This is a genomic window from Micromonospora sp. NPDC048999 (genome assembly GCF_040649295.1).
Taxonomy (GTDB): Bacteria; Actinomycetota; Actinomycetes; order Mycobacteriales; family Micromonosporaceae; genus Micromonospora.
The window spans coordinates 108,766-122,501 of sequence record NZ_JBEZFI010000010.1 but is presented as its reverse complement, the minus strand read 5'-3'; the positions used below and the strand labels follow the sequence as shown (position 1 = coordinate 122,501).

The window sequence follows — 13,736 nt, the reverse complement described above, 5'->3', positions numbered from 1 at the left end:
AGACGACCTCAGCCCTCCGCGCCGGGGCGGGCGTAGAAGGCCGCGTCGGCGGCGTCCCAGCTGTAGAAGCAGCCGGCGACGGCGTCCCGAGGAGAGTGCCAGGTCGGCAGGTACGGCGACGTGTGCGCCGACAGTCGCTCGTTGACCCCTCGATAGAGCGGGTGGTTGCGGGCCCCGGCGGCCGCGTCCGGGTCAACGTCCGCGAGTTCCATCAGGTGTACGCACAGGTCGTGCAGGCAGTACAGCGACCGGTGCCGGACGCCGGTCAAACTGGGTAGTTCGGTCGCGTCGGACTCGGCGAAGATCTGGGCCACCCGCCCTTCCGCGCCCGGCACGATTCGGCTGACGACCAACAGTCGACTCATTGGGACCCCTCTCGCCGGTGAGCCCCCTGGCCCGGGGGCGAGGGGCGACGGTGTGCAGAGAGCGTGCCCGACCGACTGTCACCTCTCCGTCACCAGTGGCGACCATCCCGTGACGGTGGTGGATGCGGTGCCGGGCCGACGGTGGGCCGCCGTGGATCGGGCGGCTGGTGCCGGGTGGCGTGCCGGATCGGAGCGAGGGTGTCGTCGAGCAGCGCGCACATCGCCGGGGACGGTTCCAGGCGCAGCTCGCGCAGCAGCAGGTCCCGGTAGACGTAGAAGGCGTGCACCGCCTCGAACGCGTTGCCCTCGGCGAGATGGATGCGCACCACCAGGCGGTGCGGGGTTTCCCGCAGCGGTTCGGCGGCCATCGCCTCCAGAGCCGCCTCGAGGGCCTCACCGTGCCGGCCGGCGGCGAGGTGATTGCCGGCGAGTTGCTCGAGCATGTGCAGCCGAAGCTGGCGCAGGCGCTCGCGTTCCAGCAGTGCCCAGTCTTCGTACCAGCCGGGGAGCAGGTCGTGTCGGCCAGCGTTGCTGGCGCCCGGCGGCAGCTCGCCGTCACGTACCCGGGCGGTGATCTCGACCAACTCGTCGACGTCGAGGTGGACGGCGTCACCGAGTCGTACGGTGTCGCCGTCGGTGAGCAGCGGACAGCACGGGTCCTGCCGCAGCCGCCACAGGGCGGTGCGCAGCGAGGACAGCGCCCGCTCCTCGGATGCCTCCGGCCAGAGCAGCCCGGCCAGGTGGCTGCGGGTGGCGCCGGGTCGCAGTCCGATCAGGGCGATGACCCGTTGCAGTCCCCGGGGCACCACCACCGGCGCGCCGTTGTGCAGCAGCCGGAAGCCGCCGAGCAGGTGCAGTGAAACCCGGGGTGCGGACGGGTCTCCGGCCGTCGGCATCCTCGATCCACCGCTCACGGGTGCAAACCCCCCTGCGCCGGAACCCTCGTCCCGACTGTTTCTGTTGCCCGGCGCGGCTGCCCGCGACCTCGGTGTCGGAACGGCTCCGCCGCGGCGGCGGACGACGTTCCCGCCGGGCTGACCGGAACGGAGGTTATCAATTAAGGTTACGCTGCGTCAACAGGCCTTCGCTGCAGCGGCCAGCTGGCGCGCGTCGGGTTGGATAGGTGTTGAACTGCGAATGAGTGTCGCCGATTCGTTGCTTGCAAATGACCTTTGCATAGCTCGGGCACAGGTTCCGTCAACGCAGCGTCACCAACTTTCGGCCTGGATGGCTGGCGGGTGACGCGGCGTTGACGGTGCCGGCGGCAGGGTGGCGGAAGTCGTCCGGCGTAACCGGTGGAACCGCCGGTGGGGACGCGTCCCAGGGGGGAAGGCTGACCATGGACCGTTCGCTCATCGTCGCCAAGGTGGTGCCGACCGCCGAGGACCGGGTTGCCGAGATCTTCGCCGAGTCCGACGCGACCGAACTGCCGGGCCTGGTCGGCGTCCGGCACCGGTCGCTCTACCGGCTGCACGACCTCTACGTTCATCTGCTGGAGACGGAGCTGCCGACGGAGGGCGCCGTGGAGGACGCCCGCGGGCATCCGGAGTTCGTCCGGATCAGCGAGCAGCTGCGGCCGTACGTCTCACCGTACCTGCCGACGTGGCGCTCACCCCGGGACGCGATGGCCCACTGCTTCTACCGGTACGACGCCCCGGGGCGGCGGCCGTGACCACCACCGCCCCCCGCGACGAACAGCTCTGGTCGCGCTGCGACGGCTGCGCCTCGCTGCTGTACCGCAAGCGGCTGCGCCGCAACCTCGACGTCTGCCCCGAGTGCGGGGCGCACGCCCGGCTGGACGCTCCCGACCGGGTGGCGCAACTGGCCGACCCGGACTCGTTCACGCCGCTGCCGGACCGGCCGGTCCGGGTCGACCCGATCGACTTCGTCGACACCCTGCCGTACCCGAATCGGCTCGGCGCCGCCCGGACCGGCACCGGGATGCACGAGGCGGTGCTCTGCGGCACGGCCCGCATCGGCGGTCAGCCGATCGCCCTCGCGGTGATGGACTTCCGTTTCCTCGGCGGCAGCCTGGGCTGCGCGGTCGGTGAGCTGATCACCGCCACCGCCGAGCGAGCGTTGGCCGACGAGGTGCCACTGGTGCTGGTCACCGCCTCCGGTGGCGCGCGGATGCAGGAGGGCGCACTGTCGCTGATGCAGATGGCCACGGTCAGCCAGGCGATCGCCGGGCTGCGCGAGGCCGGCCTGCTCACCGTAAGCGTGATCACCGACCCGACGTACGGCGGGGTGGCGGCGTCATTCGCCACCAACACGGACGTGGTGCTCGCCGAGAGCGGCGCCCGGATGGGCTTCGCCGGTCCCCGGGTGATCCGGCAGGTCACCGGCGCCACGTTGCCCGAGGGCTTCCAGACGGCCGAGTTCCTGCTCCGGCACGGGCAGGTCGACATGGTGGTGCCCCGGCATGCGCTGCGCGGCCGGCTGACCGCGCTGCTCGCCGCCGCGCAGGCGGGTCGTCGGGCGGCCCGGCGTCCGGCCCTACCCCGGCAGGCGTCGGCGTCGCGACCGGCGACCGGGGCCGTCGCCGGGCCCCCGACGGCAGGCCCCGAGCGGGACGCCTGGGCGACGGTACGTGCGGCCCGGCACCCCGGCCGGCCCACCACGTTGGACTACCTGGAGACGGCCTTCGACGGGTTCGTCGAGCTGCACGGCGACCGGCTGGGCGCGGACTGCCCGGCGATCGTCGGCGGGGTGGCCCGGCTCGGCGGGCGGCCGGTGATGGTGATCGGCCACCAGAAGGGACACACCACCGCCGAGCTGGTGGCGCACAACTTCGGCATGGCCAGCCCCGCCGGGCATCGCAAGGCGCTGCGGCTGATGCGTCTCGCGGCCCGGCTCGGCCTGCCGGTGGTGACCCTGGTGGACACCCCGGGCGCCGACCCTGGAATGAGTGCGGAGCGGCAGGGGCAGGCAGCGGCGATCGCCGAGAACATCCTCGCGCTGACCGTGCTGCCCACGCCGGTCATCGCGGTGATCACCGGGGAGGGCGGCAGCGGCGGGGCCCTCGCCCTCGCGGTCGCCGACCGGGTGCTGATGCTCGAGAACGCGGTCTACTCGGTGATCAGCCCGGAGGGCTGTGCCGCCATCCTCTGGTCGGACAGCTCGGCCGCGCCGCAGGCCGCCCGCGCGTTGCGGCTCACCGCCGCCGACCTGTGCCGGCTCGGCGTGGTCGACGAGATGGTGCCCGAACCGCGCCCCGCCGCGCACGACGACCCGGCCGGCGCCGCCGAACTGCTGGGCCGGGCGGTGGCGGCGAACCTCGCCCCGCTGCTCGACGTGCCGACCGCCACGCTGGTCCGCCGCCGGCGGCACCGTTTTCGCCGCTACGGGGCGGCCCAAGGCATGGGAGTGCACCAATGAGCGCGACGGGCCAACCCGACGAGGTGTTGGAAGAGCTGCGCCGACACGCGCGCGAGCTCGTCGCCGAACTGGCCGGCCCGGTCCGTCGGGTCCGGTTGCGTAGCGGCGGGACGGTGCTGGAGGTGGAGTGGCACGGCTCGGCCGACGCGCCGACCACGTCGCGTACCGGGCCGCAGCCGGTCGCCGAACCGGCCGCGGAGGCGGTGCCCGGACCCGACCGGCTGGCCGTGCGGGCGCCGGTGGTGGGCACCTTCTACCGGGCTCCGGAACCCGGCGCCGCGCCCTTCGTGACCGTCGGCGACCCGGTCCGGCCCGGTCAGGTGATCGGCATCGTCGAAGCGATGAAGCTGATGAACGAGGTGACCGCCGACCAGGCCGGCCGGGTGGTCGAGGTGCTGGTGGAGGACGGCAAGCCCGTCGAGTACGACCAGCCGTTGCTCGCCCTGGAGCCGATCACCGGGCGGGGTGCCTGATGTTCGAGAAGGTGCTGATCGCCAACCGGGGCGAGATCGCGCTGCGGGTGCTGCGGGCCTGCCGGGAACTGGGCATCCGTACCGTGGTGGTGCACTCCAGCGCCGACGCCCAGACGCTGCCGGTGCGGCTGGCCGACGAGACCGTCCGGATCGGGCCGGCGGCCAGCCGGCAGAGCTATCTCAACGCGGCCGCGATCGTCGAGGCCGCCCGGCAGACCGGCGCGCAGGCCGTCCACCCCGGCTACGGGTTCCTCTCCGAGGACGCCGACTTCGCCGAGATCTGCGCCGAGAACGGGCTCATCTTCGTCGGCCCGCCACCGCAGGTGATGTCCGCGCTGGCCGACAAGTCCACCGCGCGGGCGCTGATGAGCAAGGCCGGGTTGCCGCTGCCGCCGGGCAGCGTCGAGACCCTGTCGACGGCCGCGGACGCGCTCGACGTGGCCGCCGAGCTGGGGTATCCGGTGATCGTCAAGGCGGCGGCCGGCGGGGGCGGGCGGGGGATGACCGTGGTCCGTTCCGCCGCCGAACTGCCCCGCGCGTACGCCCGCACCCGCGCCGCGGCCCAGGTCGCCTTCGGCGACGACCGGGTGTACGTCGAGCGGTACCTCGCCGACGCCCGGCACGTCGAGGTGCAGGTGCTCTGCGACAACCACGGCAACGGGGTGCACCTGGGCACCCGGGACTGCTCGGTGCAGCGCCGCCACCAGAAGCTGGTCGAGGAGGCGCCGGCTCCGGCGCTGCGCCGGTCCACCCTGGACACCCTCGCCGCGACGGCGCTGCGCGGCGCGCTGTCGGTCGGCTTCACCGGCGCCGGGACCGTCGAGTTCCTCGTCGACGAGGCCGAACAGTGCCACTTCCTGGAAATCAACTGCCGGATCCAGGTCGAGCACCCGGTCACCGAGATGGTCACCGGCGTCGACCTGGTCCACGAGCAGTTTTACGTCGCCGCCGGTACGCCGCTGCGCCTGCGGCAGGAGGAGGTCCGGCTCCGCGGGGTGGCGGTGGAGTGCCGTGTCAACGTGGAGGACCCGGATCGTGACTTCGCGCCCACCCCCGGGCGGCTCGACCGGTTCCGCCCGCCCGGCGGCCCGTTCACCCGGGTCGACACCCACGGCCACGTGGGCCTCCTGGTCAGCCCGCACTACGACTCGCTGTTGGCGAAGGTGGCGGTGTGGGCGCCGGACCGGGAAGGGGCGCTCGACCGCCTCGACCGCGCACTCGGCGAGTTCGAGGTGACCGGTCCGGGCGTCCGCACCACCATTCCCTTCGTCCGGCGGGTGCTGCGGGACCCGGCCTTCCGCAGCGGCCGCCACACCACCGGCCTGGTCGACCGGCTGCTCACTCCCGCTGCCGAGCCGAGTGCGGCTCCCGCTGCCGAGCCGACTGCGGCTCCCGCTGCCGGGCCGGTCGAGGCCCCCGCCGGGCTGGCCGCCCGCGCCGACGCCGACCCGGCCGGCCGTACCCCCGTCACCGCCGCGCCCGCCGCGGCCACAAGGAGGACCCGATGACCGTCGCTTCCGACCGACCGTACGCCACGGAGATCACCGACATCCTGGTCACGCGCTGTGGCCTGGACGCCGAGACCGCCGCCCGAACCCCGGCCGCCAGTCTGGCGGAACTGGGCATGGATTCCCTCGCCCTGCTCGAACTGTCCGCCGTCGTCGCCGACCGGTGGCGGGTCCGGATTCCCGAGCAGGCCGGGCAGCTCAGCATCGCCGGCGTGGCCGACCTGGTGGCCCGCTGGGTCGACCCGCCGGGGCACACCGAGAACGCGATCGACATCGCCGCGCCGCTGTCGCTGGTCTGGGAGGTCACCAACGACGTCGCCCGGTGGCCCGAGCTGTTCACCGAGTACGCCGCGGTCGAGATTCTCGACCGGGCCGGCGACACGGTGCGGTTCCGGCTCACCATGCATCCCGATGAGAACGGCGTGGCGTGGAGCTGGGTCAGCGAACGCACCGCCGACCCGGCTACCCGGCAGGTCCACGCCCACCGGGTGGAGACCGGGCCGTTCGAGTACATGCACATTCACTGGTGCTACGACGAGTTCGCCGGCGGCACCCGGATGTCCTGGGTGCAGGACTTCGCCATGAAGCCTGAAGCGCCCGTGAACAACGCCGGCATGACCGACCGGATCAACGCCAACAGCAAGGTGCAGCTGGCCGTCATCAAGGAGCGGATCGAGCGGCGGGCGGCCGCGTCGACCGGGAACGGAGGCTGGGATGCCTGAGATCACCACTGCCCCGGTCCACGCCCGGGACGTCCCCGCCGACCGGCGGCGCGGCGGCGAGCTGCGGGTGCTGCTCGGCCCCCGGACGGTCGGCAGCACCTCGGGATTCATGGGTGTGGCCACGCTGCGACCGGGGGAGCGGATCGCGGAGCACTACCACCCCTACAGCGAGGAGTTCCTCTACGTCGCCCGCGGCGCGATCACCGTCGACCTGGACGATCGACCGGTGTCGCTGCACGCCGGGGAGGCGCTCTTCGTGCCGAAGGACGTGCGGCACCGGCTGCGCAACACCGGTGACGAACCGGCCGAGGTGGTGTTCCACCTGGGCCCGCTCGCTCCCCGCCCGGAACTGGGTCACGTGGACACCGAGGCCACCCCGTCGCCCCGGGAACCGTCGTGACCGGCCGGCGTACGGTGGTGACCGGCATCGGCGTCGTGGCGCCGGGCGGCGTCACCCGGGACCGGTTCTGGAAGGCCGTCACCGAGGGACGCACCGCCACCCGGCGGATCACCTTCTTCGACCCCTCGCCGTTCCGCTCCCAGATCGCCGCCGAGTGCGACTTCGATCCCGACGCCGCCGGGATCACCCTCGCCGAGCGGCAGCGCGCCGACCGGTACGTGCAGTTCGCGCTCGCCTGCTCCACCGAGGCGCTCGCCGACAGCGGCCTCACCCTCACCGACGCCGAACGGGACCGGGCCGGCGTGGTGCTCGGCACCGCGGTCGGCGGCACCATGGCGCTGGAGAAGGAGTACGTCCGGGTCAGCGACTCCGGCCGGCGCTGGCTGGTCGACCACACCCTCGGCGGGCCGTACCTCTATCAGGCGTTGGTCCCCAGCAGCCTGGCCGCGGACGTGGCCTGCCGGCACGGCCTGCACGGCCCGGCCCAGGTGGTCTCCACCGGCTGCACCTCCGGCATCGACGCCATCGGGTACGCCCACCAGCTCATCGTCGACGACGAGGCGGACGTGGTGCTGGCCGGAGCCGCCGACTCGCCGATCTCCCCGGTCACCGTCGCCTCCTTCGACGCCATCGGAGCCACCAGCCCCGACAACGACGACCCGGAGCACGCTTCCCGGCCGTTCGACGCCGACCGGCACGGCTTCGTGCTCGCCGAGGGCGCGGCCGTGCTGGTGCTGGAGGAGGCCGAGCATGCTCGCAGCCGGGGTGCTCACGTCTACTGCGAGTTGGCCGGCTACGCCAGCCGCAGCAACGGTTTCCACATGACCGGGCTGCGCCCCGACGGGGTGGAGATGGCCCTGGCCATCACCGACGCGCTGCGCCAGGCCCGGCTCGCCCCGTCGGCCGTGTCGTACGTCAGCGCGCACGGCTCCGGCACCCGGCAGAACGACCGGCACGAGACGGCCGCGTTCAAGCGGGCGCTCGGGGCGACCGCGTACCGGGTGCCGATCAGCTCGATCAAATCGATGGTGGGGCATTCGCTCGGCGCGATCGGCTCGATCGAGATGGCCGCCTGCGCGCTCGCCATCGAGTACGGGGTGGTGCCGCCCACCGCCAACTGGACCAGCCGCGACCCGGAGTGCGACCTGGACTACGTGCCCAACGAGGCGCGGGAGGTGCCGGTGGATGTGGCCCTGTCGGTCGGCAGCGGCTTCGGCGGCTTCCAGTCCGCGATGATCTTCCGCCGGCTGGCGGTGGCGCGGTGACCGTGCGGGCGGTGGTGACCGGCATCGGGGTGGTGGCGCCCACCGGGGTCGGCGCCGACGCGCACTGGGCCGCCGTGCTCGCCGGCACCCGGCGCATCGGGCCGATCACCCTCTTCGACCCGGCCGGCTACCCCACCCGGGTCGCCGGGGAGGTGCCCGACTTCGACGCCGCCGGGTTCGCCGACAGCCGGCAGCGGGTGCAGACCGACCGGTGGACCCACCTCGGGTTCGCCGCCACCCGGCTCGCCCTGGCCGACGCCGGCCTGCCCCAGCAGGCCCCCGACCCGTACCGGTGGGCGGTCACCCTGGCCAGTTCCTCCGGCGGCAACCTGTTCGGGCAGCGGGAGCTGCAACGGCTCTGGGGCGGCCCGACGCGGACCGTCGGGGCGTACCAGTCGATCGCCTGGTTCTACGCGGCCAGCGTCGGGCAGCTCTCCATCCACCACCAGTTCAAGGGGCCGTCCGGGGTGACCGTGTCCGAGGCGGCCGGCGGGCTGGACAGCCTCGCCCACGCGGCGCGGACCGTCCGGCGGGGCACCCCGTTGGTGGTCGCCGGGGCGACCGAGTGCCCGCTCAGCCCGTACGCGCTGGCCTGCCAGCTCCGTTCCGGGCTGCTCAGCGACGTCGCCGACCCGCAGCGGGCGTACCGGCCGTTCGACGTCGACGCCGGCGGTTACGTGCCGGCCGAGGGCGGGGCCGTCTTCGTGGTGGAGGAGTTGGGACACGCGCTGGAGCGGGGTGCCCGCATCTACGGCGAGATCACCGGTTGGGCCGCCACCCACGACGCCGCGCCCACCGACCCCGTCGCCGGCCCGGACCCGGCCCACTACGCCGGCGCGCTGCGGCTGGCCCTGGACCGGGCCCGGGTACGCCCGCACGACGTGGACGTGATCTGGCCGGACGCGCTCGGCGTGCCCGCGTACGACCGGGCGGAGGCGATCGCCCTGCGCGCCGTGTTCGGTGAGCGCACCCCGTCGGTCACCACCCAGAAGCCGCTGACCGGCCGGGCCCACCAGGGCGGATCGGCGCTGGATGCGGCGACCGCGCTGCTCGCCTTCCACCACGACCTGCTGCCCGCCTCGGCCGGCCCGCAGCGGCCCGCCGAGGGCTGCGAACTGACCTTCCTGCGGTCACCCCGCCCGCCACGCAGCCGGGTCGCGCTGGTCGGGGCGCGTGGCTTCGACGGCTTCAACAGCGCGCTGGTGCTCCGCGGCGCGGCGCCACCCCCGCCGCCCGAATAGTGACAACAGCAAGCAGCGAACGGTGGGCGGCAGATCACTTCCGGGCCCGCCGCTTACCGGGTCGTGGTCACGTCCGGTGAGTTACGGCCGGATTGGATGTCGCGTTCGGCGGTTTCGCGGATCCGCTCCACCGTCTGCTGCATGCCTGCCCGGATGCTGGCGCGGCGGTCGCGGTCCCCGTACAGGCGGCCGATGATGAACCAGCCCAGGCGGGAGATGGGTTGGGTCACGTCGTAGGACTCGGTGAGGCGGGTGGCGGCGCCCTCGGGTTCGATCAGGTAGCGCCAGACGAGGGTGCCGGAGAACTTTTCGGTGCGGGAGAAGGTGAACTCTCGCCCCAGTTGGGCGGCGATGACGACCGGTCGGTTCTTCCATGCCGGGCCACGGCCAGCCTTGTTGACCGCTTCGAACCGGGCCCCGACAGCCGGGCCGGTGGCGCCGTCCAGCCAGGTGCAGCGCAAGATCTCTGGGCTGAACTCGGGGGTACGGGTCACGTCGGCCACGAGGGCATATACCACTTCGGGTGGGGCGTCGATGTGTACGGTCACGTGATCATGGTCGAGGGATTGCATCGGGTCCTCCAGGCGTGTAGCGGGCGAAGAACATGTCCAGGGCGGCGTCGGTGAGGCTGCTGAAGATGCCGGTGTCGTAGCCGGCACCGGGCTCGTTGGCCATCTGCTGGGAGATGACGCCGCTGAGTACGACCGTGTACAGGCGCAGCGCCTCGACGGACGCAGCCTCCGGGCGCAACTCGCTTGCACGTACCGCCTCGGTGAACTCCGCGTGCACCTGCTCCATCTGCTGGATGCTGGCGGCGAACGTGGCCTCGGTGGGGGCGAACCCCGGCACGGGGCGCCAGACCAGCAACTGGGCCAGGGCTGGATTGTCCACCGCCCAGCGGACCCAGGCCCTGGCCCCGGCCCGGATGCGCCGCACTCCGGCCGGCTGTGGCTCGGCGGCGGCCAGTACGGCGGCGTGGCTGCGGGCCAGACCGCGAGCGAACAGGGCGTCGTAGACCGCGTGCAGTGAGGGGAAGTACTTGTACAGCGACGGCTGGCGGATTCCGAGCCGACGTGCGATCTCCGACATCGACAGGCCGCCGACTCCGACCTCCGTCATGATCGCCGCGGCGATGTCGAGGGCCTCCTCGATCGTCTGCTGGCGTCGGATGAGTCGCCGGTTCAGCCCCACCCCAACGCTAGGTGTGTTAGCCACAGCTATAGCCTATAGCTCATCTGAAGTCTGTCAATTCTCTACGGGTCGCAGCGAATCAAGGCCATGCATGTTCCCGCGTCTCCATCGAGGTGCGCGCCAACAGCGCTGCGGCCTCTCGCTGGCAGGTCCGTACCGCACGGTGCTTTCGCGTTGCAGCCATAGCACCCGCAGCAGCGCCAAGTGCGCGAAGTCCAACCCGGTCACGGCCGTCTCATCCTCCGGCCAGGGGGCGCGGGCGGCGAGGTCAACGTTCGCCGGCTCGCTGACACGCCGGGCGGTGCCCGCATGGACGAGGCCACCACCGGTCGGCCAACCTGGATAAGTAGTTGCCGAAGACCGAGGGCTAGGTGTCGTACTCGCCGCTGTCCCAGGGCGCGGTGAAAGCCATGTAGTTGCCCGGGTGCAGCTCCACCCACCAGGAGTCGCCCTCGTCCTCGGGCGGGCGGGGGATCAGGCCGAAGGTGGTGCCGAACCGCTCCACCGCGAAGGGCGCCACCTCGACCCGGCCGAACGTCACCGGCCCGAGCTCCGCCAGCCGTGCCTCGTACGCCCGCCGCCGCGCGTCGCGGTCCATCAGGTGCCGGGGGCCGAACGCCTCGATCGCGGCGTCGAGCAGCCGACCTGAGGCGTCGAACAGGAAGCGGGCGACGAACTCGCCGCCTCCGCCGGTCTCCCCGCTGCCTGGCTCGAACGGCGTGGTGAGGAAGAACTGCCGGCCGTCGGCGGTGTGCCCCACATGTTCGGCGTGGTAGTCGTCGTGGTCGATCGCGATGAGCTGCGGTGGCCCGTCGTCCACGGTGTCCTCCCTGCTGCCAGCGGGGTGCCGGTCAGCGTGCGGAGGGTACCGACCCACACCGACATTCGCCCGGCCATGGCGCCGTGGGATGGCGTCGCAGGAACGCGCCGCCGCGTGCCGGTCCGGGCATAGCAGCCCGTGGCCGGCGGGTCGCGTTCTGGCATACCCGCACGATACTGCCTGTCCGATCGAGCCTCGGCAATCCGCCCAGCCGCTCTTCTTGATCTAGCCATTTGCATGTGGAGCTATCTGGATTGATTGCGTAGGGTTCCGTCAGCACCACGGGGAGCGCATCTGTTGGGCGTATTTCGCCCATTTCTGAGGATGGGTGGTGGGCGGTCGTGACTGGGCAATCTGAAGCGCAAAATCCGTCGGGGGCAGCGGCGAGCTGGGTGGACGACATTCTGTTCACCGGGCATTCCAGTGACATATGTCTGCGCCTGCCGGATTTAGTGGATAAGGGCACCCTGCATCGTCTGGTGAGCGAGGCGCAGACCCGGCTGGCCGACGCCGGCCTGCGCCGCGGCGGCGCCGCCGCACTACGCCTGCCGCCGTCCCTGGCGTACGTGGTGAACCTGCTCGCCACCTGGCGCAGCGGCGCCCAGGCCATCCTGCTGGACCACCGGCTCACCGACCACGAGGTCGACCGGGCCCTGCACCGGCTGACCCCGCAGGTGGTGGTCGCCCCCGTGCGCACCGGCGGGGGCGCGCTGCGCATCTTCGTCGACGTCACCGAGGGGATCACACCGTGGTCCGACCGCCCGGCCGGCAGCCCGCACGCGGTCATCCAGCTCAGCTCCGGCTCCACCGGCCCGTCCAAGGTGATCGGCCGGACCGCCGAGGACCTGGTCGGCGAGGTGCGCCGGTACACGCTGATCGACGGGGTGGCGCTGCCCGGCGAGCGGATCATCCTGCTGCCCTCCATGGTGCACGTGCTCGGCCTGGTCGGCGGCCTCCTCTACGGGCTGCACGCCGGCGTCGAGCTCTGCCCGCCGCAGCGCCTCAGCGGCGACGCCATCCTCGCCGCCGTCGCCGCCCAGGACAGCCCGGCCACCGTGCTCGGCGTGCCCTTCCACATCGGGCTGCTCGCCTCCACCGCACCGCCGGGAAACCTGCCGCAGCTCAAGCGGATGACCACCGGCGGCGAGCTGGTCCCGGCCGCGGTCGCCCGCGCCTTCACCGACCGCTACGGCGTTCCGCTGGGCAACATGTACGGGATGACCGAGGTCGGCGTCATCGGCACCGACCTGTACGGGGCGAACCGCCCGGCCATCGCCCCCGCCCCCGGCATCCAGGTGCGCGAACAGGGCGGCGAGCTGCAGGTGAGCTGCCCGGCTTCCCCGTACGTGGGGCTCACCGATCCGACCCGCTGGGCCGACGGCTGGCTGCACACCCGCGACGCCGGCACCGTCGACCCGGACACCGGGCTGGTCACCGTCAAGGGCCGCCTCGACTCGCAGGTGTCGGTCGGTGGCATGAAGGTGGACCTCACCGAGGTGGAGACCACCGTCGCCGGGCTGCCCGGGGTGGGCGCCGCGGTGGTGGTCTGGGACGACGGCATCACCGCGTACGTGCAGCCCGACGGGCCGCTGTCCGAGGAGACCCTGGACAAGCTGCTCGCCGAGCGCCTCGCCGGCTACAAGCGACCGCGCACCCTGCACCTGCTCGACCAGTTGCCGCGTACCACCACCGGCAAGCTGGTCCGCTCGGCCGCCGTGCTGAGAGACGCGGCGTCGTGACCGGCCCGCTACGCGAGGGCGACGTCGACCTCCCCGGCCGCCCCGACGACCGCCACCGCGAGCACCAGGCCGTCCCCGGCCTCCGGGTGGCCCACCCGTACGCCGGGGCAGCCGGGCACCGGGCGCAGCAGCTCAGCCGGGCCGCCGGGGGCAGGCATCCGGCGGCGCAGTCCGCCGTCGCGCAGCCCCGTGCCGAGCGCCTTACCGACCGCCTCCTTCGCCGTCCACAGGCGCAGGAAGTCCAGGTCCCGGCCGGCCTCCGCCTGAGTCGCCAGCCAGGCCGCCTCCTCGGGGTCGTACCAGCGGCCCGCGAGGGGCACGGCGGGCAGCGGCCGACGTCGCTCGACGTCCACCCCGACCGGTCCATCCGCTCGGGCGGCGACCACGACCAGCCCCTCGCCGTGGCTGACGCTGACCGGCAGCGTCCGCCCGCCGTCGGCGTACACCTCCGGGCGTCCGCCGGGCGTCCGCCGCACCCCGATCTCTGCCCCGGACCGGCCGAGCAGCGCGCCACCCGCGCGCCGCAGCAGCCGCCGCACCAGCTCCGGCCGATCGCCGGCGCTACGGCCGATCCACACGTACACGGTGTCCCGACCGGGCACCGGTAGCTGGTTCACGGAAAGAGGTTAACGCC

At 73.0% G+C, this 13,736-nt stretch carries 15 protein-coding genes; 9 read left to right on the top strand and 6 right to left on the bottom strand.

What is annotated here, in order from left to right; translation table 11 throughout:
- Positions 1-8: 8 nt before the first annotated feature.
- Both AB0C02_RS14715 and AB0C02_RS14710 read right to left on the bottom strand, forming a co-directional pair.
- The gene (locus AB0C02_RS14715) at positions 9-365 is read right to left on the bottom strand and encodes a TcmI family type II polyketide cyclase (protein ID WP_357548242.1); all 357 of its coding nucleotides are present in this window, start codon (positions 363-365) and stop codon (positions 9-11) included.
- Positions 366-454: 89 nt separating this feature from the next.
- On the bottom strand, positions 455-1,279 hold the full coding sequence (locus AB0C02_RS14710) for a BTAD domain-containing putative transcriptional regulator (RefSeq protein WP_357548239.1): 825 nt from the start codon (positions 1,277-1,279) through the stop codon (positions 455-457).
- A gap of 425 nt (positions 1,280-1,704) precedes the next feature.
- On the opposite strand from AB0C02_RS14710, the gene AB0C02_RS14705 reads away from it, so the two are divergent.
- From AB0C02_RS14705 to AB0C02_RS14670, 8 genes are read left to right on the top strand one after another with little or no spacing between them, the layout of a single operon-like run.
- Positions 1,705-2,037 (top strand): TcmI family type II polyketide cyclase, encoded by a 333-nt coding sequence (locus AB0C02_RS14705; RefSeq protein WP_357548238.1) that lies wholly within the window; start codon positions 1,705-1,707, stop codon positions 2,035-2,037.
- Positions 2,034-3,743: an acetyl-CoA carboxylase carboxyltransferase subunit alpha gene (locus AB0C02_RS14700; protein WP_357548236.1), complete on the top strand. Its 1,710-nt coding sequence runs from the start codon at positions 2,034-2,036 to the stop codon at positions 3,741-3,743. The genes AB0C02_RS14705 and AB0C02_RS14700 overlap by 4 nt, the downstream gene beginning before the upstream one ends.
- Positions 3,740-4,216, top strand: a complete 477-nt coding sequence (gene accB / locus AB0C02_RS14695) for an acetyl-CoA carboxylase biotin carboxyl carrier protein (protein WP_357548233.1) — start codon at positions 3,740-3,742, stop codon at positions 4,214-4,216. The genes AB0C02_RS14700 and accB overlap by 4 nt, the downstream gene beginning before the upstream one ends.
- Positions 4,216-5,724: an acetyl-CoA carboxylase biotin carboxylase subunit gene (locus tag AB0C02_RS14690; protein ID WP_357548231.1), complete on the top strand. Its 1,509-nt coding sequence runs from the start codon at positions 4,216-4,218 to the stop codon at positions 5,722-5,724. Before accB ends, AB0C02_RS14690 begins: the two co-directional genes overlap by 1 nt.
- A complete protein-coding gene (locus tag AB0C02_RS14685; RefSeq protein ID WP_357548230.1) occupies positions 5,721-6,446 on the top strand; it encodes an SRPBCC family protein in 726 nt (241 codons plus the stop codon). Before AB0C02_RS14690 ends, AB0C02_RS14685 begins: the two co-directional genes overlap by 4 nt.
- Positions 6,439-6,846 carry a cupin domain-containing protein gene (locus tag AB0C02_RS14680; RefSeq protein WP_357548229.1) on the top strand — a complete coding sequence of 136 codons (408 nt, stop codon included), beginning with the start codon at positions 6,439-6,441 and terminating at the stop codon, positions 6,844-6,846. Before AB0C02_RS14685 ends, AB0C02_RS14680 begins: the two co-directional genes overlap by 8 nt.
- Positions 6,843-8,111, top strand: coding sequence for a beta-ketoacyl-[acyl-carrier-protein] synthase family protein (locus AB0C02_RS14675; RefSeq protein WP_357548227.1), 1,269 nt, complete (start codon positions 6,843-6,845; stop codon positions 8,109-8,111). The genes AB0C02_RS14680 and AB0C02_RS14675 overlap by 4 nt, the downstream gene beginning before the upstream one ends.
- On the top strand, positions 8,108-9,352 hold the full coding sequence (locus tag AB0C02_RS14670; protein WP_357548225.1) for a beta-ketoacyl synthase N-terminal-like domain-containing protein: 1,245 nt from the start codon (positions 8,108-8,110) through the stop codon (positions 9,350-9,352). The genes AB0C02_RS14675 and AB0C02_RS14670 overlap by 4 nt, the downstream gene beginning before the upstream one ends.
- Positions 9,353-9,405: 53 nt before the next feature.
- Here AB0C02_RS14670 and AB0C02_RS14665 read toward each other — a convergent pair whose 3' ends face one another.
- The 3 genes from AB0C02_RS14665 to AB0C02_RS14655 all read right to left on the bottom strand — a co-directional run bounded on the left by AB0C02_RS14665 (position 9,406) and on the right by AB0C02_RS14655 (position 11,363).
- Complete coding sequence (locus AB0C02_RS14665; protein ID WP_357548223.1) at positions 9,406-9,900, bottom strand: SRPBCC family protein; 495 nt, start codon at positions 9,898-9,900, stop codon at positions 9,406-9,408.
- 4 nt (positions 9,901-9,904) lie between these two features.
- Entirely contained in the window at positions 9,905-10,567 is a 663-nt protein-coding gene (locus AB0C02_RS14660) for a TetR/AcrR family transcriptional regulator (RefSeq protein ID WP_357548221.1), read from the bottom strand.
- A gap of 343 nt (positions 10,568-10,910) precedes the next feature.
- Entirely contained in the window at positions 10,911-11,363 is a 453-nt protein-coding gene (locus AB0C02_RS14655; RefSeq protein ID WP_357548218.1) for a hypothetical protein, read from the bottom strand.
- Between the two features lie 341 nt (positions 11,364-11,704).
- Between AB0C02_RS14655 and AB0C02_RS14650 the strand changes: the two genes are divergently transcribed.
- A complete protein-coding gene (locus tag AB0C02_RS14650; RefSeq protein ID WP_357548217.1) occupies positions 11,705-13,102 on the top strand; it encodes a class I adenylate-forming enzyme family protein in 1,398 nt (465 codons plus the stop codon).
- Between the two features lie 8 nt (positions 13,103-13,110).
- Here AB0C02_RS14650 and AB0C02_RS14645 read toward each other — a convergent pair whose 3' ends face one another.
- Positions 13,111-13,719 carry a 4'-phosphopantetheinyl transferase superfamily protein gene (locus AB0C02_RS14645; RefSeq protein ID WP_357548216.1) on the bottom strand — a complete coding sequence of 203 codons (609 nt, stop codon included), beginning with the start codon at positions 13,717-13,719 and terminating at the stop codon, positions 13,111-13,113.
- Positions 13,720-13,736: the final 17 nt, after the last annotated feature.